General features: G+C 32.1%; 24 protein-coding genes. 14 read left to right on the top strand and 10 right to left on the bottom strand.

The genetic code is table 11. The features are described from left to right. Positions 1-21 precede the first annotated feature (21 nt). Together ACYEKI_RS04245 and ACYEKI_RS04240 are read left to right on the top strand one after the other, a co-directional pair. Complete coding sequence (locus ACYEKI_RS04245; RefSeq protein ID WP_459209989.1) at positions 22-1,155, top strand: glycosyltransferase family 2 protein; 1,134 nt, start codon at positions 22-24, stop codon at positions 1,153-1,155. Between the two features lie 90 nt (positions 1,156-1,245). Continuing rightward, a complete protein-coding gene (locus ACYEKI_RS04240; RefSeq protein ID WP_459209919.1) occupies positions 1,246-2,589 on the top strand; it encodes a dihydrolipoamide acetyltransferase family protein in 1,344 nt (447 codons plus the stop codon). A 64-nt stretch (positions 2,590-2,653) separates the two neighbouring features. Here ACYEKI_RS04240 and ACYEKI_RS04235 read toward each other — a convergent pair whose 3' ends face one another. The 3 genes from ACYEKI_RS04235 to ACYEKI_RS04225 all read right to left on the bottom strand — a co-directional run bounded on the left by ACYEKI_RS04235 (position 2,654) and on the right by ACYEKI_RS04225 (position 4,341). After that, positions 2,654-3,103, bottom strand: coding sequence for a GNAT family N-acetyltransferase (locus tag ACYEKI_RS04235; protein ID WP_459209918.1), 450 nt, complete (start codon positions 3,101-3,103; stop codon positions 2,654-2,656). A gap of 6 nt (positions 3,104-3,109) precedes the next feature. Beyond that, positions 3,110-3,772: a class I SAM-dependent methyltransferase gene (locus tag ACYEKI_RS04230; RefSeq protein ID WP_459209917.1), complete on the bottom strand. Its 663-nt coding sequence runs from the start codon at positions 3,770-3,772 to the stop codon at positions 3,110-3,112. A gap of 101 nt (positions 3,773-3,873) precedes the next feature. Then, positions 3,874-4,341, bottom strand: coding sequence for a hypothetical protein (locus tag ACYEKI_RS04225; RefSeq protein WP_459209916.1), 468 nt, complete (start codon positions 4,339-4,341; stop codon positions 3,874-3,876). A 268-nt stretch (positions 4,342-4,609) separates the two neighbouring features. On the opposite strand from ACYEKI_RS04225, the gene ACYEKI_RS04220 reads away from it, so the two are divergent. The 5 genes from ACYEKI_RS04220 to ettA all read left to right on the top strand — a co-directional run bounded on the left by ACYEKI_RS04220 (position 4,610) and on the right by ettA (position 11,400). Then, a complete protein-coding gene (locus ACYEKI_RS04220; RefSeq protein ID WP_459209915.1) occupies positions 4,610-7,009 on the top strand; it encodes a glycoside hydrolase family 31 protein in 2,400 nt (799 codons plus the stop codon). A gap of 14 nt (positions 7,010-7,023) precedes the next feature. Then, positions 7,024-7,620 (top strand): YdeI/OmpD-associated family protein, encoded by a 597-nt coding sequence (locus ACYEKI_RS04215; protein WP_459209914.1) that lies wholly within the window; start codon positions 7,024-7,026, stop codon positions 7,618-7,620. Positions 7,621-7,847: 227 nt separating this feature from the next. After that, entirely contained in the window at positions 7,848-9,275 is a 1,428-nt protein-coding gene (locus ACYEKI_RS04210; RefSeq protein ID WP_459209913.1) for a DNA/RNA non-specific endonuclease, read from the top strand. 221 nt (positions 9,276-9,496) lie between these two features. Beyond that, on the top strand, positions 9,497-9,676 hold the full coding sequence (locus ACYEKI_RS04205) for a CAL67264 family membrane protein (protein ID WP_459209912.1): 180 nt from the start codon (positions 9,497-9,499) through the stop codon (positions 9,674-9,676). Positions 9,677-9,708: 32 nt separating this feature from the next. Then, the gene (gene ettA / locus ACYEKI_RS04200; protein WP_459209911.1) at positions 9,709-11,400 is read left to right on the top strand and encodes an energy-dependent translational throttle protein EttA; all 1,692 of its coding nucleotides are present in this window, start codon (positions 9,709-9,711) and stop codon (positions 11,398-11,400) included. A 60-nt stretch (positions 11,401-11,460) separates the two neighbouring features. Here the strand turns inward: ettA and ACYEKI_RS04195 are convergent, their stop codons facing one another. Continuing rightward, on the bottom strand, positions 11,461-12,585 hold the full coding sequence (locus ACYEKI_RS04195; protein WP_459209910.1) for a histidine decarboxylase: 1,125 nt from the start codon (positions 12,583-12,585) through the stop codon (positions 11,461-11,463). Positions 12,586-12,864: 279 nt separating this feature from the next. Here ACYEKI_RS04195 and ACYEKI_RS04190 point away from each other — a divergent pair, with 279 nt between their 5' ends. Next, positions 12,865-14,610, top strand: a complete 1,746-nt coding sequence (locus ACYEKI_RS04190) for a SulP family inorganic anion transporter (RefSeq protein WP_459209988.1) — start codon at positions 12,865-12,867, stop codon at positions 14,608-14,610. Positions 14,611-14,615: 5 nt separating this feature from the next. On the opposite strand, the gene ACYEKI_RS04185 is transcribed toward ACYEKI_RS04190, so the two are convergent. Both ACYEKI_RS04185 and ACYEKI_RS04180 read right to left on the bottom strand, forming a co-directional pair. After that, positions 14,616-15,575 (bottom strand): peptidase associated/transthyretin-like domain-containing protein, encoded by a 960-nt coding sequence (locus ACYEKI_RS04185; protein ID WP_459209909.1) that lies wholly within the window; start codon positions 15,573-15,575, stop codon positions 14,616-14,618. Positions 15,576-15,585: 10 nt separating this feature from the next. After that, positions 15,586-15,960, bottom strand: coding sequence for a DUF423 domain-containing protein (locus ACYEKI_RS04180; RefSeq protein WP_459209908.1), 375 nt, complete (start codon positions 15,958-15,960; stop codon positions 15,586-15,588). Between the two features lie 170 nt (positions 15,961-16,130). Between ACYEKI_RS04180 and ACYEKI_RS04175 the strand changes: the two genes are divergently transcribed. Beyond that, positions 16,131-16,703, top strand: a complete 573-nt coding sequence (locus tag ACYEKI_RS04175) for a hypothetical protein (RefSeq protein ID WP_459209907.1) — start codon at positions 16,131-16,133, stop codon at positions 16,701-16,703. Further along, complete coding sequence (locus ACYEKI_RS04170; RefSeq protein ID WP_459209906.1) at positions 16,696-17,163, top strand: tRNA (cytidine(34)-2'-O)-methyltransferase; 468 nt, start codon at positions 16,696-16,698, stop codon at positions 17,161-17,163. Before ACYEKI_RS04175 ends, ACYEKI_RS04170 begins: the two co-directional genes overlap by 8 nt. 36 nt (positions 17,164-17,199) lie before the next feature. Here ACYEKI_RS04170 and ACYEKI_RS04165 read toward each other — a convergent pair whose 3' ends face one another. Genes ACYEKI_RS04165 through ACYEKI_RS04155 form a run of 3 tightly spaced genes read right to left on the bottom strand, consistent with a single transcriptional unit; the run spans position 17,200 to position 19,220 of the window. Further along, positions 17,200-17,760 (bottom strand): RsmD family RNA methyltransferase, encoded by a 561-nt coding sequence (locus tag ACYEKI_RS04165; protein ID WP_459209905.1) that lies wholly within the window; start codon positions 17,758-17,760, stop codon positions 17,200-17,202. Between the two features lie 7 nt (positions 17,761-17,767). Next, positions 17,768-18,613: a DUF3822 family protein gene (locus tag ACYEKI_RS04160; protein WP_459209904.1), complete on the bottom strand. Its 846-nt coding sequence runs from the start codon at positions 18,611-18,613 to the stop codon at positions 17,768-17,770. Next, positions 18,573-19,220: a hypothetical protein gene (locus tag ACYEKI_RS04155; RefSeq protein ID WP_459209903.1), complete on the bottom strand. Its 648-nt coding sequence runs from the start codon at positions 19,218-19,220 to the stop codon at positions 18,573-18,575. The genes ACYEKI_RS04160 and ACYEKI_RS04155 overlap by 41 nt, the downstream gene beginning before the upstream one ends. A 126-nt stretch (positions 19,221-19,346) precedes the next feature. Between ACYEKI_RS04155 and ACYEKI_RS04150 the strand changes: the two genes are divergently transcribed. The 4 genes from ACYEKI_RS04150 to ACYEKI_RS04135 all read left to right on the top strand — a co-directional run bounded on the left by ACYEKI_RS04150 (position 19,347) and on the right by ACYEKI_RS04135 (position 22,779). Continuing rightward, complete coding sequence (locus ACYEKI_RS04150) at positions 19,347-20,774, top strand: ATP-dependent DNA helicase (RefSeq protein WP_459209902.1); 1,428 nt, start codon at positions 19,347-19,349, stop codon at positions 20,772-20,774. A 6-nt stretch (positions 20,775-20,780) separates the two neighbouring features. Beyond that, a complete protein-coding gene (locus tag ACYEKI_RS04145) occupies positions 20,781-21,344 on the top strand; it encodes a DUF4126 domain-containing protein (protein WP_459209901.1) in 564 nt (187 codons plus the stop codon). 80 nt (positions 21,345-21,424) lie between these two features. Beyond that, positions 21,425-22,141: a 3-deoxy-manno-octulosonate cytidylyltransferase gene (gene kdsB, locus ACYEKI_RS04140; RefSeq protein ID WP_459209987.1), complete on the top strand. Its 717-nt coding sequence runs from the start codon at positions 21,425-21,427 to the stop codon at positions 22,139-22,141. A 74-nt stretch (positions 22,142-22,215) separates the two neighbouring features. Continuing rightward, positions 22,216-22,779 (top strand): 1-acyl-sn-glycerol-3-phosphate acyltransferase, encoded by a 564-nt coding sequence (locus tag ACYEKI_RS04135; protein WP_459209900.1) that lies wholly within the window; start codon positions 22,216-22,218, stop codon positions 22,777-22,779. Here ACYEKI_RS04135 and ACYEKI_RS04130 read toward each other — a convergent pair whose 3' ends face one another. Beyond that, positions 22,780-23,286, bottom strand: a complete 507-nt coding sequence (locus tag ACYEKI_RS04130; protein ID WP_459209899.1) for a hypothetical protein — start codon at positions 23,284-23,286, stop codon at positions 22,780-22,782. It lies immediately after the preceding gene. Positions 23,287-23,579: the final 293 nt, after the last annotated feature.

Here is a 23,579-nt window from a genome sequence, read left to right as displayed (position 1 = left end):
AATACCTCTTAAACCCAAAATATTCTGAAACTATCCATTATAATCCTTAATTACAACGTACGATATTTTCTTGAACAATGTATATGGAGTGTTAAGGCTGCTATACAACATCTAGATGCCGAAATCATTGTAGCGGATAATGCATCGAGTGATGGCAGTTGTGAAATGGTACGTAGTATTTTTCCAGAGATCAAATTAATCGCTAATACAGATAATGTAGGTTTTGCCAAAGCTAATAATCAAGCAGTAGCAGAAGCAAAAGGAGAGTATATTTGTATACTTAATCCAGATACTGTAGTAGCCGAAGATACTTTCGAAAAATTAATACGAAAGATAGAACACTTACCATATGCAGGATTATTAGGAATACGATTAATAGATGGTACAGGAAAATTTTTACCGGAAAGTAAGCGTAATATTCCATCACCATTAACGGCTTTTAGACGTTTGTTTGGAGTACGTTTAGGAAATGTAAAAAGTTATTATGCAGATCATATTCATATGTACGGTAATGGAGATGTTCAAGTATTGGTAGGCGCTTTTATGTTTGGTAAAAGAATTCAATATGAAGAAGTGGAAGGTTTTGACGAAGCCTATTTTATGTATGGAGAAGATATAGATTTATCCTATAAAATGCTTAAAGCAGGATATCATAATTATTATATAGGTGATATGGCTGCAATTCATTATAAAGGAGAGAGTACTTCTAAAAATAAAGAATACTTAGAACGATTTTATGGAGCAATGCAATTGTTTTATAAAAAACATTTTAAAAGCAACAAACTCTTTGATTCTTTCATATACTTAGGAATACGTATGGTATCTTTTGTAAAATCAAAAATGCCAGTAAAGAAAAAAATAAAGAAAATAGCACATTATTATGTGATTACAGATGAAGCATCGTTAGCAACTCGATTAGAAAAGGTGTTACAGCATCCTATACAGCAATTAAAAGATGTATCAGATCTAGTATACAAGTCAAAAGAAGCAAAACAGATTGTGCTGGATAATAACTATTTAAGTTATGGAGAGATTATAGGAATCATGCAGCAATTGGCTAGTAAACAAACAACTTTTAAAATTAAACCGAAACATTGTAACTTTGTTATCGGGAGTAATTACAGCGACGAAAAAGGTGAGGTAATTACACTTTAATACAATTTTAATAACAAAAAAACAGTAAGAAAGGCGAATTTTAATTAAATTCGCAAAAAATATAACTTAATAACACTTTTAATTAAAGATATGGCAAAGTTTGAACTAAAGCTTCCTAAAATGGGCGAAAGTGTTGCAGAAGCAACGATTACTACTTGGTTAAAAGAAGTAGGAGATACTATCGAAATGGATGATGCAGTATTAGAAATCGCCACCGATAAAGTGGATAGTGAAGTGCCAAGTGAAGTTGAAGGTGTATTGGTAGAGAGACTTTTTGAAGTAGATGATGTAGTACAAGTAGGGCAAACAATTGCTATCATAGAAACTGAAGGAGAAGGAGAGGTAGCTACTCAAGAAGAACCTGTTGTAGAAGAAGCAGCTGCACCACAAGAAGTAGCAGCAATTGAATCTCAAATAGAAGAAGTTAAAGAAACTGTAGCGGCAGTAGATTTTTCTGAAAGTAATAAATTCTATTCACCATTAGTTAAGAATATAGCAGCTACAGAAGGAATATCTTTAGCAGAATTAGAAGGATTAGCAGGAACCGGTAAAGATGGACGTGTAACTAAGAATGATATTCTTACATACGTAGAAGATAAGAAAGCTGGAAAAGTGGCACAACCAGTTGCAAAAGAAACAAAACCAGTAGCTACTCCAGTAGTACAACCAGCACCAGTTAAGAAAGAAGTAGCAAAAGCAACTCCTGTAATAGCTTCTGGTGAAGATGAAATTATAGAGATGTCTCGTATGGGGAAACTTATTTCTCACCATATGGTAGCATCTGTACAAACATCTGCTCATGTACAATCGTTTATAGAAGCTGATGTAACAAACATTTGGAACTGGCGTAAGAAAGTTAAGGCAGATTTCATGAAGAGAGAAGGAGAGAATATTACGTTTACTCCTATTTTTATGGAAGCTATAGCTAAGGCACTTAAAGATTTCCCAATGATGAATATTTCTGTATCAGAAGATGGAGGAAAAATCATCAAGAAAAAGAATATTAATTTAGGAATGGCAGCAGCATTACCTGACGGAAACTTAATTGTACCTGTAATCAAAAATGCAGATCAATTAAATCTAGTGGGAATGACAAAAGCTGTTAATGACCTTGCTACTAGAGCGCGTAATAACGCTTTAAAACCAGATGATATTCAAGGTGGAACATATACGGTAACTAATGTAGGTACATTTGGAAGTATTATGGGAACACCGATTATCAATCAACCCCAAGTAGGGATTTTAGCGCTAGGAGCTATACGTAAAGTGCCTGCTGTGATAGAAACACCAGAAGGAGATTTTATAGGTATACGTTACAAAATGTTCTTATCTCACTCTTATGACCATAGAGTAGTAAATGGAGCTTTAGGGGGACAGTTTGTACAAAGAGTACAACAATATCTAGAAGCTTGGGATGTAAACAGAGATTTCTAGTAAAGAAAACATTTAGATATAAGAAGAGCGAGATTTAATTTAAATCTCGCTCTTTACTTTATTTTTAGAGTGTTTTTTTAAAACAAATACTGGTATCTAATCCTGTATATTGTCCATAATTAGGAATAACTTCATATCCTTGTTTTTTATACAGAGCAATAGCTTCAGGTTGTTTGATACCTGTTTCTAATATACAAGAAGTATAAGATAGTTCTTTAGTCCAGATTTCTAGCTCGTTTAATATTTTTGAAGCAATACCTTTTCCGCGATAAGCAGTAGCAGTAAACATACGTTTAACTTCCATAATAGTATTATCATAATGTTTGATGGCACCACAACCTACAGGAATTGTATCTTGATATGCAATAACAACGTGCTTTATAGTATCAAGAGTATTGTATTGAGCATAAAAAGCGTGATCATCTCCATCTCTAATAGCCAAATCTTGATCTAGAAGATGAACCAAGGCGATAAAGTCTTGATGAGTTGCATCAGTACGTTTGATGGTGAACATAAGGTGTTATTTTTTTAGCAGTGCTACACAAAACTCACGATTAACCCATTCATCATGTTTACTTTGTATACGTTCTTGATGATTCGTTAGCGTAGCTATTTCAAAAGGAGTTTGTTTAATTAGCTGTGTTATATCCTGATGATCAAATAATGAAAAACGATCATTGACAAAAGGGAGTTGCTTCATAAAATCTTTTAAAGCAAATACAATAGCTAGATGTCCACCAGGTTTAAGTACACGATAAATATCGTTGAGTAAAACTATAGGTTTTTTCCAGAAATAAATAGAGTTTACACTAAAAGCAACATGAAAAGAATCATCTGGTAATTTGATAGTTAATCCATCATAAAGCGAAAAAATAGCTTGGTTTTTTTGATGAAATTCAGCATTGATCTGTTTTGCTTGAAGATGCATCGTTTTAGAAATTTCAAGTCCATGATAGATTAAGGAAGAAGCACTATCAAAGATTTCTTTTAAATGGGCACAATTACCATGACCAATTTCAAGAATATGCATATCGTTTTGTATGTTTAATGCTTGATAGGCAGCGCGAGTCATGCCTATGTTACTTCGATGCATTTCTTCGGCTATTTTAATGCCGTTTTCACCATCTGGAGCACTAAGTTGACGTTCTATTTCTAACAACGCCTCAGGAGATAATTTTTCCATTGAAATAAGAATTAAGAGAGAGGTTTAAATTAATAAAAGTAAGTCAAAAAAATGTCGAGAAGAGAATTAAAAATGCAGTTTTATAAAGATTAGCAATCTGCTTATTGAGGTAATCCTATAGCCATGATAATTTGCTGAAGTTCTTTTGGACATTGCGTACCAATGACAAGTTTGGAGTTATCACGTAGAACAAGCGCTAAACCAATTTTTCCAGAAGTATTATAAACCGTACCATGAGTTGTACTGTATCGAATTCCCCAACCACCAACAAAGCCATAATTTAAAATTCGAGCACTTTTAATGTGATGAAGAGGAATGTTTTTGGTTAGAAAAGGAACAAAACGTATATGGATATGCGTGTGACTTATAGTTGTTTTTAATTTAAGTATAAAGAATAAACAAACAAGTCCCCAAGTACATAGTGCAAAAAGAAGTAACTCTATATTGAGAAAAGGATTTTGACCTTGGTTCCAATCGTGATAAAAACCAATAAAAGGTAAGCTACCAATAGCAATTAAGACTAACCATAACCACCATTGTGTAAAACGCTGTGATTCTTGATATAACATAAAAAAACTGTGTGATATAAATATACTTTAGATTTTAGTATTTAAATATGAGAAATATCAGTTTAAAAAGAGGGTGTTTTAATGTTAAATCTAAAGACAATTAATAAATCCGTAACTAAATCTTTGAAATACTAAAAAAATAATAAAACTCATCATAAAGCTGTATTAAAGCAAAGTCACTTAAACAGATTCATTTATATTTGAGATTTGTGTAGGTCTAAATGCAAGAATAGCATTAAGGTCAACTCAACATTATAATTGAGATACTATGATAAAAATTAACCTCCTAAAAACCGTATCGTTAATAGCGATAACCACCACCATTTTTTCGTGTAAGCAACAACCAGAAGGACCATTTCAGGGAATTGCGGATAAACAAACACATCTAGAAGTATACAAAGATGACGGGATGTATATTATTAAACCGTATTCTGACAAAATAATAGAGACTTCTTTTGTGCCTAAAGGCGAAGAATTTAGTTCAGAATCACATGCTGTTGTATTAAAACCAACTCAGCAAGAAGTTTCCTTACAAGAAAACGATAGTGTGATTGTATACGGAACTACAGGAATTAGCGTACAAATTAAAAAGTCACCTTTTAACATTAAATACTTTTATAAAGGAAAAGAATTAATCTCAGAAAAAGAAGGTTATATAAAAACAGATAGTACAGAAGTATTAAACTTTAATCTCGATGGTACTGAGAAAATATATGGAGCTGGAGCTCGAGTTGTAGGAATGAACCGTAGAGGATATCGATTACAATTATACAATAGAGCACATTACGGTTATGGTTCACACTCAGAATTGCTTAACTATACCATGCCATTAATTTATTCGTCAAAGAAATATGCGGTACATTTTGATAATGCGCCTATAGGATTTCTAGATATAGATAGTAAAAAAGATAATACACTAAGCTATGAAACGATAAGTGGTAGAAAAACATATCAAGTAATAGCAGGAGAAGATTGGGAAGATCTAGTAGGACAATATACAACGCTAACAGGAAAACAACCGTTGCCACCTCGTTGGGCTTTAGGAAATTTTGCTAGTCGTTTTGGATATCATTCAGAAAAAGAAACACGAGATGTAGTCGCTCGATTTAAAAAAGACGAAATACCATTAGATGCCGTTATTCTAGATATTTACTGGTTTGGTAAAGATATCAAAGGTACAATGGGAAATTTAGAGTTTTTAAAAGATTCTTTCCCTACACCTAAGAAAATGATTAATGATTTTAAAACAGAAGGAGTAAAGACGGTATTAATTACTGAACCATTTGTACTTACTACATCAAAAAAATGGAAAGAAGCTGCTGCTAAACAAATTTTAGGAAAAGACTCTGTAGGAAATCCATATACATACGATTTCTATTTTGGTAATACAGGTATTATAGATATTTATAATCCAGAAGGAAAAGAATGGTTCTGGAATGTATATAAAAAATATGCAGATATGGGAGTATCTGGATGGTGGGGAGATCTAGGAGAACCAGAAGTTCACCCATCAAAGTTACAACATGCAAAGGGTAGTGCAGACGAAGTACACAATATCTATGGACATGATTGGGCAAGATTATTACATGAAGGATACCAAAAAGAGTACCCTACACAGCGACCATTTATTTTAATGAGAGCAGGATATTCTGGATCGCAACGTTTTGGTATGATACCTTGGTCAGGAGATGTGAGTCGTAGTTGGGAAGGATTGCAAGCACAAACCGAAATTGCATTACAAATGGGAATGCAAGGATTGGGATATATGCATTCTGATCTAGGAGGATTTGCTGGAGGAGAAAAATTTGATCCAGAATTATATACTAGATGGTTACAGTATGGTGTTTTTCAACCTATCTTTAGACCACATGCACAAGAAGAAATTGCTCCAGAGCCAGTTTTTCATGACGATAAAACTAAAGCATTGGCAAAAAAAGCAATTGAATTACGATATAGCTTATTGCCGTATAACTATACATTAGCATTTGACAATAATCAAACAGGATTGCCATTGATGCGACCAGTATTTTTTGAAGAAGAAGATAATGCTAGTATTAATGAGGTTAAAAAAACATATTTATGGGGAGAAGATTTGTTAGTATCTCCTGTAGTAGCACCTGGAGTAAAAACGCAAGAAGTATATTTCCCTACTGGACATAATTGGTTTGATTTCTTTACAGGAAAGTTATATTCTGGAGGTAAAAAGGCAACGGTAGCTGTTGTAGAAGATCATATACCAGTATTTGTAAAAGGAGGAGCTTTTATTCCTACAATCAAACCAATTCAAACTACAGCAGTATATCAAACACAAGAGATGAATGTCGATTATTATTATGATAATACAGTAGCTATAAGCGAGGGTGAAGTTTATGATGATAATGGAACAACTCCTCAAGCATTTGAAAAAAGAGCATACGAATTATTAAAGTTTAAAGCTAAAGCGAAAACGAATGCATTAGAGTTTACATTTAATACTACAGTAGGTAAAACTTATACTACAAAAGATAGAACTATAGCTTTTACTGTGCATAATATAACCACTGCACCTAAAACAATAACTGTAGACGGGACTGAAGCAAAGTTTACTTATAATGAAACATTACAAACTGTAATAATTTCTTTAAATTGGAAAGCAAACACATCTTTGAATGTTAATATAACGCTATAAAACGCATATTCATTATGGAAAAACATACCTCTGTAGACGCTTATATCGAAGCAAAACCACAATGGACAACAGCTTTAAAAGTATTGAGATCTATCGCTTTGGCATCAGGTTTGACCGAAACGGTTAAATGGGGAGTACCTGTATATACTACCAAAAATGGTAAAAATGTAATAGGATTAGGTGCGTTTAAATCATATGTAGGGGTATGGTTTTATAATGGAGCATTATTAAAGGATGAAGCCAATATGTTACTTAATGCACAAGAAGGTAAAACTAAAGCATTAAGACAATGGAGGTTTGAAAGTTTAGAAGCAATACCTCAAGAGCTATTAAAAGCATATGTTGACGAAGCAATACAAAATCAATTAGCAGGTAAAGAAATTAAACCAGTTAAAAAGGTTGCTTTCGAAATTCCATCAGAATTAGAAACAGTATTAAATGAAGATGTTGTTTTAAAAGAAAAATTTAAGGAATTAACAGCATACAAACAAAGAGAATATGCAGAGCATATAAGCGAGGCTAAAAGAGAAGCAACTAAACAAAATAGATTAAAGAAGATCATACCTATGATTCAAAGCGGAATAGGATTGAATGATAAGTATCGAAAATAAACTAAAAAAAATGATAAAAGTGAGGTGTTCAATATTGGACACCTCACTTTTTTTATTTAAAAATGAGGACATGATTAGGAAAACTAGATAACGTTTTCTTAACGTTAAGCTAACATTGACCTAGTGTTGAGGATATACGCAAAGAATACATTTGCGCGGTCATTATTAATAAACCATAAAACAAGGTTTTTAATAGAGGCAGAACAATAAACTTAATTAAACTCAACATGAAATTAGTACAAACTAAATTAGGAGCATTATTGCTAGGAGCTACCATGTTTATGGTAAGCTGTAACAACGATGATAATGCAGATTATCAACTTATCGAAAGCACACCTCTAGCTATAGAAGGAGAGGTAAAAGCTGCAACATTTTATTATGATAACGAAGGACCACATGAGCATAGTCATGATGGAAAAATTGCAACTGGATTTACAGAAACTTTTGAAACAGATTCAAAAACTAGTTATAGTGCAGGCTATATACAGGTGAATTCAGGAGATTGGTATTTAAGTGACGCCTTATTAGGAACTTCAAGCAGAGATCGCAGATACGGATCAAAAGCAATAAGAATGCGTAATTCGGGATATGCTATTATGGATTTTGATCTAGATAACGGAGCATCTTCTGTAACAGTGAGACATGCTAAGTATGGTAGTGATGGTACTTCTACATGGAGACTTATAGCTTCTTTTAATGGAGGTGATTGGGTATATGTAGGAAATACAATTACAACAAGTTCAACCGCATTAAATACAGTAAAAATTAATGTAAATGCTACAGGTCGTGTTCGTTTCGGAATTCAGAAACTATCTGGGGGATCAAATAGAGTTAATTTTGATAACATAGAAATAGAAGTAAGCGGTGGAAACTCTGGAGGAGATAACGATAATACAGGAGTAGCATCAAGAGATAGTAATATTGCTTTTGGAAATCCATCTAATGCAGGATCTTCTGTAAATAATTATTATTTATCAAGAGCAGATTACGCGTTATCTTATAATAATAGTAGAGGTACAGCAAATTGGGTGAGCTGGCATTTAAGTTCAGCTTGGATGGGATCGGCAAGAAGATGTAACTGTTTTAAAAGAGATACCGCATTACCTAGTAGTTTTTTCTTAGCATCTACAAGTGATTATACAAGATCAGGTTTTGATAGAGGTCATTTATGTCCATCTGCAGATCGTAATGGTAGTAGTAGTTCAAATGCAAATACGTATTATATGACTAATATCGCTCCGCAAGCACCAGATAATAATCAAAGAAGCTGGAAAAATCTAGAGGATTATTTAAGATCATTAGCTCAAGATGGAAATGAAGTATATGTTGTTGCTGGAGTAGCTGGTCAAGGAGGAAGCGGACGTAATGGATTTGCAAATACTATCGATGGAGGAAATATTACTGTACCGGATTCTTTCTGGAAAGTTGCTATTATTTTACCTAATGGATCAAATGATATCAATAGAGTAAATACTTCGACTAGAATTATAGCGGTAAATATTCCTAATGATCAAGGAATTAGTACTTCATGGAGTAGTTATAGAACTAGTGTTAATCAGATTGAAAGATTAACAGGATATGATTTACTAGAAAATATACCTAATAGCGTTGAATCAATCTTAGAATCAAGAGTAGATAATGGACCTGTAAACTAAACTTTACAAACTCAATAATAAATAAGAGACTGCTGAATAAGCAGTCTTTTTTTGCTTTAATAAAAAAGAAATTTATTAACAGAATTATAAGTAAATACAAGTTAAAATTGTAATAAAAAATATAATAATGACATTAGAAATTCGATAAGAGTTATTAAATGTCGATAAAATGCCGATATTTGTAGTCGCTAAAAAAGTATGTAGATACTAAACAACGACTTATGGGAATGAATAAAAATGCAATTTTTGCTTGGGCTTCTTTTTTAATGTTTATATTAGGAGCAGGGCTGATCCTTTTAGGAGTTTTTAAATATCCTAACTATACCATTGGATTTACGGTAGCAGGATTAGGATTCTGTACAATTTCATGGGCATTTAATGCTTTGAAAGGTAGAATTTAAAAATAAGATTTAAACAATATAGCTATACAAATATGTCAGACGATAAGAAGATTATATTTTCAATGTCTGGGGTGACTAAAACCTTTAAAAGTGCCAATACTCCAGTACTTAAAAATATTTATTTAAGCTTCTTTTATGGAGCCAAAATCGGAATTCTAGGTCTTAACGGATCTGGTAAATCTACCTTGCTTAAAATTATAGCAGGAGTGGATACAAATTACCAAGGAGATGTAGTATTCTCACAAGGATATACAGTAGGATATCTAGAACAAGAACCGCAATTAGATCCAGAAAAAACAGTACTAGAAGTAGTAAAAGAAGGCGCAGCAGAAACAGTAGCTGTTCTTGACGAATACAATAAAATCAATGACTTATTTGGTCTTCCAGAATATTATGAAGATGCAGATAAGATGCAAAAATTGATGGATCGTCAAGCTGTATTACAAGATAAGATAGATGCTTTAGGAGCATGGGATCTTGATACTAAGCTTGAAATAGCAATGGATGCATTACGTACTCCAGAAGCCGATAAGAAAATTGGAGTATTATCTGGAGGAGAGAAACGTCGTGTTGCATTGTGTAGATTGTTATTACAAGAACCAGACGTATTACTACTTGATGAGCCTACTAACCACCTTGATGCAGAATCTGTACACTGGTTAGAACATCACTTAGCACAATATAAAGGAACTGTTATTGCAGTAACGCACGACCGTTATTTCCTTGATAATATTGCTGGATGGATATTAGAACTAGATAGAGGAGAAGGAATCCCGTGGAAAGGAAATTATTCTTCTTGGCTAGATCAAAAAGCAAAACGTCTTGAACAAGAAAGTAAATCAGCTTCAAAACGTCAAAAAACACTTGAACGAGAGTTAGAGTGGGTAAAACAAGGTGCAAAAGGACGTCAGGCGAAACAAAAAGCACGTTTAAAGAATTATGATAAGTTATTGAATCAAGATCAAAAACAACTTGATGAAAAACTTGAAATCTATATTCCTAATGGACCTAGATTAGGAACTAACGTGATTGAAGCTACAGGAGTGAGTAAAGCTTATGGAGATAAGTTATTATATGAAGATTTAAACTTCAATCTTCCACAAGCAGGGATAGTAGGAGTAATTGGACCTAACGGAGCAGGAAAAACTACTATCTTTAGAATGATAATGGGAGAAGAGACTCCAGACAAAGGCGCTTTTAATGTAGGAGAAACTGCAAAAATAGCTTATGTTGATCAAACTCATTCTAATATAGATCCAGAGAAAACAATTTGGCAAAACTTCTCTGATGAGCAAGAGTTAATTATGATGGGTGGACGCCAAGTAAACTCTAGAGCGTATTTAAGCCGATTTAACTTTAGCGGAAGCGAGCAAAACAAAAAAGTAGCAACTTTATCAGGAGGAGAACGTAACCGCTTACACTTGGCTATGACGCTTAAAGAAGAAGGTAACGTATTACTACTGGATGAGCCTACCAATGATCTTGATGTAAATACATTGAGAGCACTAGAAGAAGGATTAGAGAATTTTGCAGGATGTGCGGTAGTAATCTCGCATGACCGTTGGTTCTTAGATCGTATCTGTACACATATCTTAGCTTTTGAAGGAGATTCTCAAGTATATTTCTTTGAAGGAAGTTTCTCTGAGTATGAAGAAAGTAAAAAGAAACGATTAGGAGGAGATATTATGCCTAAACGTATTAAATATAAAAAGTTAGTGAGATAAATTGATCACGAACTAAAAGAAAAAGAGCTTCAAAATTTATTTGAAGCTCTTTTTTTATGGTTATACGCTTTCGCATAAAGTATATTCGATATCAGCTATAAAACTATCTATTTGTTCAAAAGTAACATTAGGCATACAGATAATATGAGAATGTCCTTTTTCTGTGGCCAATTGCCATTTCTTAATTATTTCGGGATCTGGAGCAGGAAAAACTATAGTAAGCGCATTAGGATTACGCCAAGCTTTAATACCTAATTCGTTTAAGCGTTTTTCTGTATAAGAAGCTACAGCTAGACTATGATCGGTACGTTTTTGGAAACCTTCTATACCTAGTTTTTTTATGGCATACCACAAAAATAAAGGACTATGTCCATTACGAGATCCTGTGATTGTAGCATCAGAACTACCTATATAAGCAATACGTCTTGCAATACGATCACGATTATCTTTTTTAACAATAACAACTCCAGATGGCATAGGAGATCCTATAAACTTGTGTCCGCTTACAGAAATACTATCAATACCATCTTCAAAATCAAAAACAGGCCTAGGCTTTATAAAAGGAGCAAAGCCACCAGCAAGTGCAGCATCTGCATGGATATAATGTTTTTCTATAGCCATTTCTTCTAGTAAAGATTTAATAGTACGAGTATTATCTTTGGCTTCGGTCATAGTAGTACCAATATTGGCAACTACAACAGCAGGTCTATGACGATTATAGCTTATCGCTTCTTTGAGATCTTGATAGTCGATTTCACCATTTTCTTGTGATTTAATGATGATGTGATCAACGTTTAATAAAGTGATGTTTTTTTGGATACTATAATGTGTTGCTTCAGAAAAATAAACAATAGCTTTAGGATACAATTCTCGAGCAACATAAAGGCCATATAAATTACCTTCAGAACCACCATTAGTAACATACCCCCAACTTTGATCTTCTTTTGCTCTAAAAAGTTTAGCAAAAAAGTTAACTACTTCACGTTCCATAGCGCGAGAATCCACACGATAAGTAGATTCTCCAAAAGGATCACCTAGATTATTAAGTGGGAATTTTAAAAAAGGCATTAACTCTGAATAGTCAAAATCTTTGGAAACAGGATATCCTAAAAAATTTTGAGTAGTATGTTCTATTGTTGCATATAACTCTTTAAGTTGATCTTGTTCGGTATGGTGTAGTTTCATTTGTTTTTCAATTTTGCGCAAATGTATAGTTTAGCTTTTTTAAAAACTATATTTGTTGTGTGTTTTAGAAAATAAAACTTTAATAGTGGGTTTGTTTTGTTTTAAAAACTGTTTAATTGATTTTTTAGGGTAGTTAAAATGAAAAAAAATCTAAATGCTTTTTATGATAGATAAGAGTATACTAAAGATTTTAAATCGAACTATAAAAAACATCAATTATGCAATGCTAATTATTCGGTAAAGAATTGTAGTTTTATGTACGAAAACATAAAAGAATAGATTATAAAAACAATAGCTAAAATAGTCCCTCTATTAGAAGGATTATCAGATTATACTTTATCTAAGTTAAAATCTGATACTATAGCAGGAATCGTAGTTAGTGTGATTTTAATTCCGCAAGCTATAGCCTATGCCTTATTAATGGGAGTATCACCCATTTATGGTTTGTATAGTTGTTTAATTCCGCTTGTTTTATATGCTATTTTTGGTACATCGAGACAATTAAGTATTGGACCTGTTGCCGTTACTGCAATATTAGTCATGAGTGGCGTCAGTAAATTAGCAGTTCCCTTTTCTGAAGAATATATAGCGTTAGTTGTTTATCTAGGATTACTTATTGGTGTTTTTCAAATTATACTCAGCTTTTTACAGTTGGGATTCCTTGTCAATTTGATTTCGCAACCCGTGATTTCAGGATTTATTTCTGCTGCTGCAATTATTATCATAATATCACAATTAAAATCAGCTTTTGGGTTAGCCATTCCTCAGTTTGATTACACCTACGAAGAAGTGTTATATGTGTTTACTCATATAGATCAAATTCATTGGATAACAGCTGTACTTTGTATAGGATCTATCTTGATAATGATAGGATTAAAAAAGTGGAAAAAATCATTTCCAGGTGCTTTGGTAGTATTAATACTGGCTACTATACTTACCAAAGTTTTTAATTTAAATACACAAGGAGTAGCGATTATAGAAAATGTTCCCGGAGGTTTACCTTCGTTTTATATTCCTGAAATGAGTTGGGATGCATTAGAAGCTTTAATTCCTTCAATTTTAACAGTAACTTTTATTGGATATATAGGAAGTATAGGTATCGCCAAATCTATAGAAATGAAAAACAGGGATCATGAAGTGAAACCAAATCAAGAACTATTTGCTTTAGGAATATCAAAAGTATTGGGGGCATTTTTTCAATCAGTTCCTTCGTCTGGAAGCTATAGTAGATCAGCAATTAATGATGCATCTGGGGGGAAAACAACGGTTGCTACAATTATAACAGCCATAATGGTTATGTTATCATTATTGTTTTTTACTTCGTATTTCTACTATATTCCCAAGGCAGTATTGGCCGCTATAATATTAGTATCTGTATTTAATTTGATAAATGTAAAAGAAGCTAAGTATCTTTTGAAATTAAGGAGACGAGATTTTATGGTAATGATGATAACTTTTATGGGTACTTTGATTTTTGGAGTAGAGAAAGGGATTTTTATAGGAATGATATTATCTTTTATCTTTTTACAATATTATAGTTCGAGACCTCATATAGCAGAGTTGGTAAACATACCTAACACTAAATATTATAGAAATATCAATCGTTTTCCTGAAGCGAAGCAATCTACATGCTATTTAATTATTCGTTTTGATAACCAATTGTATTTTGGAAATATAGCGTATTTTAAAGAAACGGTATTAAAGTATATTTCTAAGAGAGAAAAACCGCCTAAATACTTGATTTTACACACGACAAATGTTCATGATATTGATAGTACAGCATTACATGTATTAGAAGATATGAATGTGTATTTACAAGGGATTAATATCCAATTACTGATAACTGGAACTATAGGACCTGTACGAGATTTTTTAAAACGATCAGGGTTTATAGAGGCGTTAGGGAGGCAACATTACTTTATGAATATTACAGATGCTGTAGTATTTGCAGAAAGTGATGATGACAACCTACAATTTTCTGATGCAGCAGTTCAATTTAATAATAAAAGATCTTTATTAGATTAGTGAATCTAATCTTTATAAAGATGTAATTTGACCCCCATACCGTAATTATTGTATTTACTCAATACAAGATTGTTGGTCTTACTATAGGTGCTATCAAATTTCTGCCAAGTTCGGTTTTTGTAGAAAATCCTTCTTACAAAAGTGCGATCATTCTCAAACTTATTGGTGAAAGGTAATAAAGGTCTAAAAGTCGTGGAGATTTTTACATTCCCTCTTTTTGTTTTTACGATATGATATTTAGGAGATTTTTGTAATTCGCCTTTTTTATCGGTGTATCCTAACACTTGAATCGCTATAAAAATACCTTCTTTAGGAATAAAAACTTCATGATCACTTATATCTAATTCAAAAATAGATTTGTCTTTGTGAGTTACTGTAAAAAAGATGTTATCATAAAATAAACGCTGTCCAGGTTGACCGTGATCATTTTGATAAAATTGTAATTTAAATAAAGTAGAAAAGGAAGCATTTTTGCCTTTATGAGTACGACTTTCTTCTTTTTTAATAGGAAAGAAAATTGAAGCTATTTTAGAAGACTTTTCTTCTTGATAAGGAAAATATACAGCAATTTCGGATTCTACAGTAGGTAACCAGGATTTGAAATAGTCATTATGTGCTTTTGCATCTATTTTTTTTATCGTGTATTTTCCTTTCTTTTTTGCAGTGATGTAAACTTCTTTAAGTGATGATACTTCTGGAGTAAGGAAAAGTTGTTTAGGCAATTGTTTTGTAGCAATTTTTAAATCTTGATACCCAATTGATGAAATATATAAAGTGTCAATATCTGCATATAATTTTTTTAGAAAAAAGAACTTACCTTGACTATCTGCAAAAATACCATTCCCATTCCCAAAAGAGATCGTAGCATAAGAAACAGGCTGTTTCTGATCTTTATCGACTATTTGAACAAGTTGCGTATAACCTTTAAGAGATACTAACAATAAAAACAGAATTAAAACACGCATAGTATCACTTTTAAATGAATGTATATATCAATAATCCCCAACCTATAAGTAAGCATAAACCACCTAGAGGTGTTATAGGACCTAAAAACTTGAGCTTATTACCTTTTGCACTACTGATACATAAACCATAAATACTACCAGAAAATAAAACTACACCTACTATAAAAAAAATAATTGCGCTAGTATGTAGCGTAGTAGTAAAATCAAGATTAAACCCTAATAAAACTAATAATATAGCATGGTACATTTGATATTTTACCCCTGTTTCAAAGCTTTTTTGAAGTTCTTCGATAAACATTTTTTTTAAGTAATGGGCACCAAAAGCGCCGAGAATTACTGCTAGAAAACCAAAAATGCTTCCTATAATTAGAGTAAGATCTTTCACAGTAGATAGGGATTAAATTTGAGAAAGTAAAAATACTCCTAAATAGCTTAAAAAACAACAAGAGGCTATGTTGTTGATATTGAATTTGCTAACGTTTTGTTAATATTTTTTAGGATGAGGTATTAGAAAAAGGAAAGAAATGGAGTTATTTTTGCAAAAAAAATAGGGGATTGGAAGAACAAAAAAAGAAAAAGAAATACAATAAAAATAATTTCTTTAATCAAACATATTGTGTTTTTAAAGGAGCTGAATTATATAAGATAAGAAAGCGTAAGCCTAACTATAGAAGTGAGTCGGGCAGTACTTATTATTATACAACAAAGGGTGTTTACAGATTGGCAAATCATTGGGGAAGAGCAGCTAGATGTAAATGGCGATTAGATTCTGATTTACCAGCAGAGATTGATGATTTGAGATTAGGATTTGCAGAGTGGACAGATTTTAAAGAATATGTAAGTGATACGTCTGATTCTTATTATATTCACGTTGATTTTGAAAAAAAGAAAGTGGATTATATGCATAAAGAAGATGAAGCATATGATGGGGTTGCAGTAATTCGCACGGCAGAGGCTACTCGAAAAATCATCAAACAAATTAAAAACCTTCTTGAAGATTATAAGTGGGCAAAGTATTATGATTATGATATAGAGGAATTACGCGAAATAGTAATTACAGATTTGATTAATACTACAAAAACACTTCAAGACATTAAGCAAGAACTTAAAAACGAAATGTATGCTTAACATCGTATTAGTACATCCAGAGATACCTAATAATACAGGGAACATAGGGCGATTATGTGTAGGGACAAATTGTAGATTACATTTGATTCATCCTTTGGGATTTGAAATAACAGATAAGCAAGTAAAAAGATCTGGGCTGGATTATTGGCAACATCTAGAGTGGTACGAATACGAGAATGTAGCAGACTGGATCACAAAAGTAGAAGATCGATCTCGAGTATTTTTATTTAGTAGTCATGGAAAAACTTCTTACCTAGAAGTGGAGTATCAAGACGAAGACTGGTTGGTATTTGGTAGAGAATCAGTAGGATTATCTGATGAGGTACTTAAAGAGTTTGAAAATTATTTAACCATTCCTACTTCAGGGAAAGTACGTAGTTATAATTTAGCAAATGCCGTTACTTTTAGTATAGGAGAAGCGTTACGTCAAATTAATGGTGTTGAGATGATATCTAAGTAGAAATTAGATTAAAAATAAAAACACAAAAGCCGAACATTATTGTTCGGCTTCTGTATTTTCTATAGCTTCAAAGAAGCTAAAAACAGAACCTCCATACTTTCGTGCATGAGAAAAATAAGGAAGATCATCTAGTTTAGTATATTTTGAATGTTCTACAATTAAAACACCATTTTCATTTAATAAGTCGTTTTCAAAAACCAATGCTGGAATTTTTGCAAATTGCTCCTTTTCAAAATCATAAGGAGGATCAGCAAAAATAATATCTGTACTACGTTTTACTTTTTCTAGATAACTAAATACATCACTTTTGATCGTTTCAATATTAAAATCTAATGCTTTAGCAGTGCTTTTAATAAAACCTACACAAGCATAATGTGCATCAATAGCAGTGATCTGTTGTGTACCTCTTGAAGCAAATTCATAGCTAATGTTACCTGTGCCTGCAAAAAGGTCCAAAACTGAAATTCTAGAAAAAGTATATTCATTGTTAAGAATATTAAACAAGGCTTCTTTTGCCATATCTGTTGTAGGTCTTACAGGAAGCTTTTTAGGAGCTTGTAATCGTTTTCCTTTATATTGTCCAGAAATAATTCGCATAAATCAATTAAAAGTTACTTAATAAAGTGAAATCTTGATAGTCAGAAATGTTTTTTAAAGTTTCTGCAATTTCAAAATGGTTATTACGCGTACCAAAAGATATATTTCTTATATACGTATACGCTATTTTATAATAAGGATGCTGTTTATCAATAGCTCCTATAAAAATTAAAGAAAAAGTTTCAGGATTCAATTTGAGTTGTTCTGCAGCAAACATAACATAATACAAAAAGTCTTCGGCTGTTTCTATATAATAAGTATTACATAATTGCAATTTACCTTGCTTGATAATAATCAGGTCAAAGCTATTATGAGTAATATGAGCATAAACACTATCTGTAATACTATTTTTTTCTGCTATGAGTAAGTTTTCTGTTAAAACAGTAGTAGCATGTTTATAAGTAAACGTACCAAAATTCTCAAAAAAGAAATTATTGATGTTTACGTAAGGAACATAAACATTAACAACGTCGTGACTATTGATCACATCATAAGCGATATAATCGTTGTCAAGTACCTTAATATTAAATTTGAGATAGTCACTCAATAGCTTTTCGTCAAAGAGTGCTTTTGGAACCAAAGTATATAAGTCATTATTATAAACAACATTAACTTTTGTTATGTTCCGTTGTAAAAAAACATTGCTTTTAAAGAGGTATTTAATTTTATCAAGTACTTGTTCTGGGTTGAGTTGTGTACCAAAAATAATAGTCTCTAAAGCAATGACTTTATGCTCAGAATTTGCAATACAAAAAGAAAGTCCATTCAAATTAATTTGAATGGACAATGTATATGAAATATGCTTTATACTATTATTGATCGTTTGATCCATAAGACTTAGGCCAGTTTCCATTGGTGTTTACTTCAGACATAGATCCTACTTTTAAGAAAGGTCCGTTAACTCCATCTACAGAAACAACTTCTTTTTCTTGAGCAAGTAAATCTTTGTCTTGATCGTGTAATAATACATCTTTAGAAACTTTAACTTCAAAAACAGGAATGTTTAAGTCGTTTTTGTTAACAAAACCTGCATCCATTTTAAATGTATCATTAGTTCCTTCTACAGGTACATTCATCATAGTTTTATAACGAGTAGTTCCTTTAAAGATAGAATCCTTAATTGATGCATACCCTAATGTATCGATAACAACAGTATCTCTAGGCTCATCAATACGTAAAACTTTGTTATAACGGATAAAACTAGAATCTCTACGCTGAGTAAGTGTAAACTTTGCAGTATCAATAAACGTAACAAGTTTATTAAAGTCTTTTTCAAACTTACCAGTTACAGTTTTATGTGCTAATTGTGCTTTTCTAATATCTTTTAAGCTTTCAATGGCTTGAGCATAACGTGCCTTTTTTACTTTATTAAATTCTACAGGACCATTGATTGAGTTATATACTTGGTACCCTAAAAATGCGATGACTACCCACAGTACTAATTGAATAACTATTCTCATTATTATAATTTAGCTTTTTAAACATTAGTGTATTGCACAAATCTACAATTTTTTTTTAATCGTAAAAGTTAATAAGGAAAAAATCATTAGTATCTTTGCACTTTTATTAATAACTACACTAAATCAATGAAGGAAACGGAATTCTATAAATTGTTGAAAGATGATTTTCCGCATACTCCCACTCTAAAACAAGACATTGTATTACAAAAGCTAGCAGAATTCGTTATTTCTGATACAAAAGACAGCCTTTTTTTATTAAAAGGATATGCAGGTACGGGAAAAACAACCCTTATAGGTACGCTGGTTAAAAATTTGTGGAAAGCCAAAAAGAGTGGTGTATTATTAGCGCCTACTGGTAGGGCTGCAAAAGTTATTAGTAATTATTCTGGTAGACAAGCACAAACCATTCATCGCAATATTTATTATCCTAAAAAAAATGGAAGTGGAGGAGTCGCTTTTCAGCTAAAGCCTAATAAAAGTAAGAATACTATTTTTATTATAGATGAAGCTTCTATGATTTCTGATGCTCCTAGCGAAAGCAAACTTTTTGATAATGGCTCTTTATTAGATGATTTGATGATGTATGCCTATTCTGGACAAAAATGTAAAATATTGTTTATAGGTGATACAGCACAGTTACCACCAGTAAAACTTGAAGTAAGTCCAGCTCTAGAAGCAGATACGTTATCCTTAGGATTTAATAAAGAAGTTACTCAAATAGAATTAAATGAGGTTGTAAGACAAGCAGAAGGAAGTGGGATTTTAATGAATGCAACAGCATTAAGAGAACTCCTTAACGAAGGCTTTTATGAATCTTTTCAATTTAATTTAAAAGGATTTACAGATATAATTCGTTTAGTCGATGGACACGAAATTATGGATGCAATTAATGATGCCTATACTACATTAGGGCATGAAGAAACAGCAATTATCGTGAGATCTAATAAAAGAGCAAATGCTTATAATAAGCAGATTAGATCGCGAATTTTGTTTCAAGAAGATCAATTATCGGCAGGTGATTTTTTGATGGTTGTAAAGAATAATTATTTTTGGTTAGATAATAAAAGTGAGGCGGGTTTTATAGCTAATGGAGATATTATCAAAGTACTTGAAATTTATGCGATTAAAGAACTTTACGGATTTAGGTTTGCCGAAGTAAAGATTATGATGGTTGATTACCCTAATCAAAAACCATTTGAAACAGTATTATTATTAGATACAATTGATGCAGAATCCCCTTCGTTATCTTATGAAGACTCTAATAAATTATATCAAGAAGTCTTAAAAGATTATGAAGAAGAATCTTCTAAATATAAAAAGTTTCTGGGGGTTAAAAACAATAAGTATTTTAATGCATTACAAGTTAAGTTTTCTTATGCAATTACCTGCCATAAATCTCAAGGGGGACAGTGGGATACTATTTTTATAGAACAACCATATTTACCAGATGGTATCACAAAAGATTATTTAAGATGGCTATATACGGCGGTGACTCGAGCAAAAAATAAATTGTATCTTATTGGTTTTAAAGACGAATTTTTCATCGAAAACTAAAAACGTATGCAAGAAATAGTATGGAGTGTCTGTATAGGGATTGGATTAGCAGCTTCAGTAGGATTTAGAGTTTTTTTGCCTTTATTAATAGCTAGTATAGCAGGGTATTTAGGAATCATACCCCTTAATGCAGATTGGGAATGGGTAAGTAATGGAACAACAATTATTGTACTTACGATAGCGACAATCGCCGAAATTGCTGCATATTACATTCCGTGGTTTGATAATTTATTAGACAGTATAGCAATACCGCTAGCAGGTATAGCAGGTACTGCTGTAATGGTGTCAATCATGGCAGATATGGATCCAGTTATGACTTGGGCTTTGGCTATTATAGCAGGAGGAGGAACTGCTGCTACTATAAAAAGTACTATGGGGGCATCTCGCTTAACCTCTTCGGCAACGACAGGAGGTATAGCAAACCCTATTGTTTCTACAGTAGAAACAGGTACAGCAACAGTGGTTTCTATTTTGGCAATTGTAGCACCTATTTTAGCTATTATTATAGTGATAGCACTGTTTTTGGGAATAAGAAAACTGTATAAAAAACTATTTAAGAAGAAAATTTGATTGTTATCAAAAAAAGTTATTTTTGAACTTGCTAAAAAATTAAAAAACACTTGAAAAAAGATACATTGAAAACTATAGCAATGATTCCTGCTCGCTATGCAGCGTCTAGATTTCCTGGAAAGCTAATGCAATATTTAGGAGGGAAAACAGTGATATTAAGAACTTATGAAGCTGCAGCAGAGACAGAGTTGTTTGATGCTGTTTATGTAGTGACTGATAGTGAAGTTATTTTTAACGAAATTACTTCAAATGGAGGACAAGCAATCATGAGTAAAAAAGAGCATGAATGTGGTAGTGATCGTATTGCAGAAGCAGTTGCTGATATGGATGTTGACATAGTAGTAAATGTACAAGGAGACGAACCTTTTATAGACAAAGAAAGTCTGACCAAAGTATTAGCTGTTTTTAAAGAAAAAGATGCTGCAAAAATTGATTTAGCAAGTTTAATGACACCTTTGTCAGAATGGGAAGATGTTACTAACCCTAATCATGTTAAAGTGATTGTAGACAAAGATAATTACGCGTTATATTTTTCAAGATCGCCAATACCTTATCCTAGAGATAAAGAGATTACACATACCTATTATAAACACAAAGGGATATATGCTTTTAGAAAACAAGCTATATTAGATTTTTATGAGCTACCTATGCGTTCTCTAGAAGCTTCAGAAAAAATAGAGTGTATTCGTTATTTAGAATATGGAAAGCATATTAAAATGGTAGAAACACCTCACGAAGGAGTAGGAATTGATACTCCAGAAGATTTAGAGAAAGCAAAACGTATTATAGAGAATTAAGATTTTTTTTCTATAATTGATTAAGAATATATAAGGAGCATTAAAAATCCTTAACATAAAAAAACTGTAGAAGTATGATGAGAAGTTTATCTGTATTTATTTTTTATAAGGTATTAGGTTGGAAGTTAGAAGGAGAATTTTCTACAGAACTTAAAAAGTTTGTTATAGCAGTAGTACCACATACCAGTTGGCATGACTTTTATATGGGATTGCTGATTAGGAAAATAATAAGACTTCAGATAAATTTTTTAGGTAAAAAGGAACTGTTTGACAGTCCTTTTGGATGGTATTTTAGAAAAGTAGGTGGAATTGCGTTAGATAGAACTGGCGGTCAAAATAAAGTTGAAGCTATTGCTAATGAATTTAAAAAGCGTGACGAAATGCGATTGGCATTGGCTCCAGAAGGTACTCGTAAAAGAGTAAAAGAACTTAAAACAGGGTTCTATTATATTGCAAAAGAAGCTAATGTACCTATTGTTTTATTGCGTTTTGACTTTGACAAAAAAATAGCAAAAGTGGGAGAACCTTTATATCCTACAGATGATATGCAAAAAGATTTTGAAAAAATACATGATTTTTTCAGAGGTGCAGTAGGGAAAATACCTGAATATAGTTTTATTCCTGAAGAAAATGATTAATTAGAATTTCTGAATTTGATTGTCTTCTTTGAACGAAGGAGTCGTATTTTCTTCTTCCAAACGATTTCCTCCAAAAAGTAACTTTGTACTTGAAAAAGTAGTACCAAAAGTTGCCGCAGCTGAGTACACTTGTACTATGGCGCTTTCAACTTCTTGAGGTGTTAATTCTTTAAGAGGATGAACATATATAGACCATAAAATACTATCTGATATAGCATATTTAACATCTAATGCTGAATGGAAGTTAGCGGTTAAAGTATCTAATAACAAGTCCTTATCAAGCTTATCTGAAGTTGTAATAGGAGTAATGATACGCATGCGATTGTTCTTTTGATCAGTGACACAAAGCATAGGCATTTTTTTATAGATAAATTGCCATCGACCTTCTAGACCATCAATAGTATCAGCATTTTTTTTAATTAACTCATATAAACGTTGATTATTCATTTGTTGAGCCTCAACTAGAGTAGTACAAAATAACAGAAAAAATAAGAAGATAAATCGCATATTGATGAATTTTGTAATCCTTAATATTTAGGTCGTTAGAGGTGTAAAGAACTAACAAAAAGGTTTCTAATTTGATAGGAAATTGATAATGACATAGTAGTGATGATGAATATTGCCATACCAAAAAGGAATTAGAAACCTTTTAAGGAATAAAATAATCTAGATTTTACATTGCATCATAATGTAAAAAAATGAGAGGGCGTACTCAATAAATTATATGATAATCATGAACTATATAGTTATGATTTTGATATCTAGTTTATTATAAAACGAGAAGATAAAAGTTAACCCTA

Origin of the sequence: Aquimarina rhabdastrellae, assembly GCA_947387485.1 — a bacterium.
Taxonomy (GTDB): Bacteria; Bacteroidota; Bacteroidia; order Flavobacteriales; family Flavobacteriaceae; genus Aquimarina.
The sequence above is the reverse complement of the archived record's forward strand: the minus strand, read 5'-3'. Positions and strand labels throughout refer to the sequence as shown.

Coding starts and splice junctions, on each gene's coding strand:
- ACYEKI_RS04150 (WP_459209902.1), top strand. CDS start 19,347: ATGAAGGAAACGGAATTCTATAAATTGTTGAAAGATGATTTTCCGCAT.
- ACYEKI_RS04145 (WP_459209901.1), top strand. CDS start 20,781: ATGCAAGAAATAGTATGGAGTGTCTGTATAGGGATTGGATTAGCAGCT.
- ACYEKI_RS04165 (WP_459209905.1), bottom strand. CDS start 17,760: ATGCGAATTATTTCTGGACAATATAAAGGAAAACGATTACAAGCTCCT.
- ACYEKI_RS04230 (WP_459209917.1), bottom strand. CDS start 3,772: ATGGAAAAATTATCTCCTGAGGCGTTGTTAGAAATAGAACGTCAACTT.
- ACYEKI_RS04155 (WP_459209903.1), bottom strand. CDS start 19,220: ATGAGAATAGTTATTCAATTAGTACTGTGGGTAGTCATCGCATTTTTA.
- ACYEKI_RS04130 (WP_459209899.1), bottom strand. CDS start 23,286: ATGCGATTTATCTTCTTATTTTTTCTGTTATTTTGTACTACTCTAGTT.
- ACYEKI_RS04210 (WP_459209913.1), top strand. CDS start 7,848: ATGAAATTAGTACAAACTAAATTAGGAGCATTATTGCTAGGAGCTACC.
- ACYEKI_RS04205 (WP_459209912.1), top strand. CDS start 9,497: ATGGGAATGAATAAAAATGCAATTTTTGCTTGGGCTTCTTTTTTAATG.
- ACYEKI_RS04240 (WP_459209919.1), top strand. CDS start 1,246: ATGGCAAAGTTTGAACTAAAGCTTCCTAAAATGGGCGAAAGTGTTGCA.
- ACYEKI_RS04220 (WP_459209915.1), top strand. CDS start 4,610: ATGATAAAAATTAACCTCCTAAAAACCGTATCGTTAATAGCGATAACC.
- kdsB (WP_459209987.1), top strand. CDS start 21,425: ATGATTCCTGCTCGCTATGCAGCGTCTAGATTTCCTGGAAAGCTAATG.
- ACYEKI_RS04225 (WP_459209916.1), bottom strand. CDS start 4,341: ATGTTATATCAAGAATCACAGCGTTTTACACAATGGTGGTTATGGTTA.
- ACYEKI_RS04195 (WP_459209910.1), bottom strand. CDS start 12,585: ATGAAACTACACCATACCGAACAAGATCAACTTAAAGAGTTATATGCA.
- ACYEKI_RS04170 (WP_459209906.1), top strand. CDS start 16,696: ATGCTTAACATCGTATTAGTACATCCAGAGATACCTAATAATACAGGG.
- ACYEKI_RS04185 (WP_459209909.1), bottom strand. CDS start 15,575: ATGCGTGTTTTAATTCTGTTTTTATTGTTAGTATCTCTTAAAGGTTAT.
- ACYEKI_RS04135 (WP_459209900.1), top strand. CDS start 22,216: ATGATGAGAAGTTTATCTGTATTTATTTTTTATAAGGTATTAGGTTGG.
- ACYEKI_RS04235 (WP_459209918.1), bottom strand. CDS start 3,103: ATGTTCACCATCAAACGTACTGATGCAACTCATCAAGACTTTATCGCC.
- ACYEKI_RS04160 (WP_459209904.1), bottom strand. CDS start 18,613: ATGGAAACTGGCCTAAGTCTTATGGATCAAACGATCAATAATAGTATA.
- ACYEKI_RS04215 (WP_459209914.1), top strand. CDS start 7,024: ATGGAAAAACATACCTCTGTAGACGCTTATATCGAAGCAAAACCACAA.
- ettA (WP_459209911.1), top strand. CDS start 9,709: ATGTCAGACGATAAGAAGATTATATTTTCAATGTCTGGGGTGACTAAA.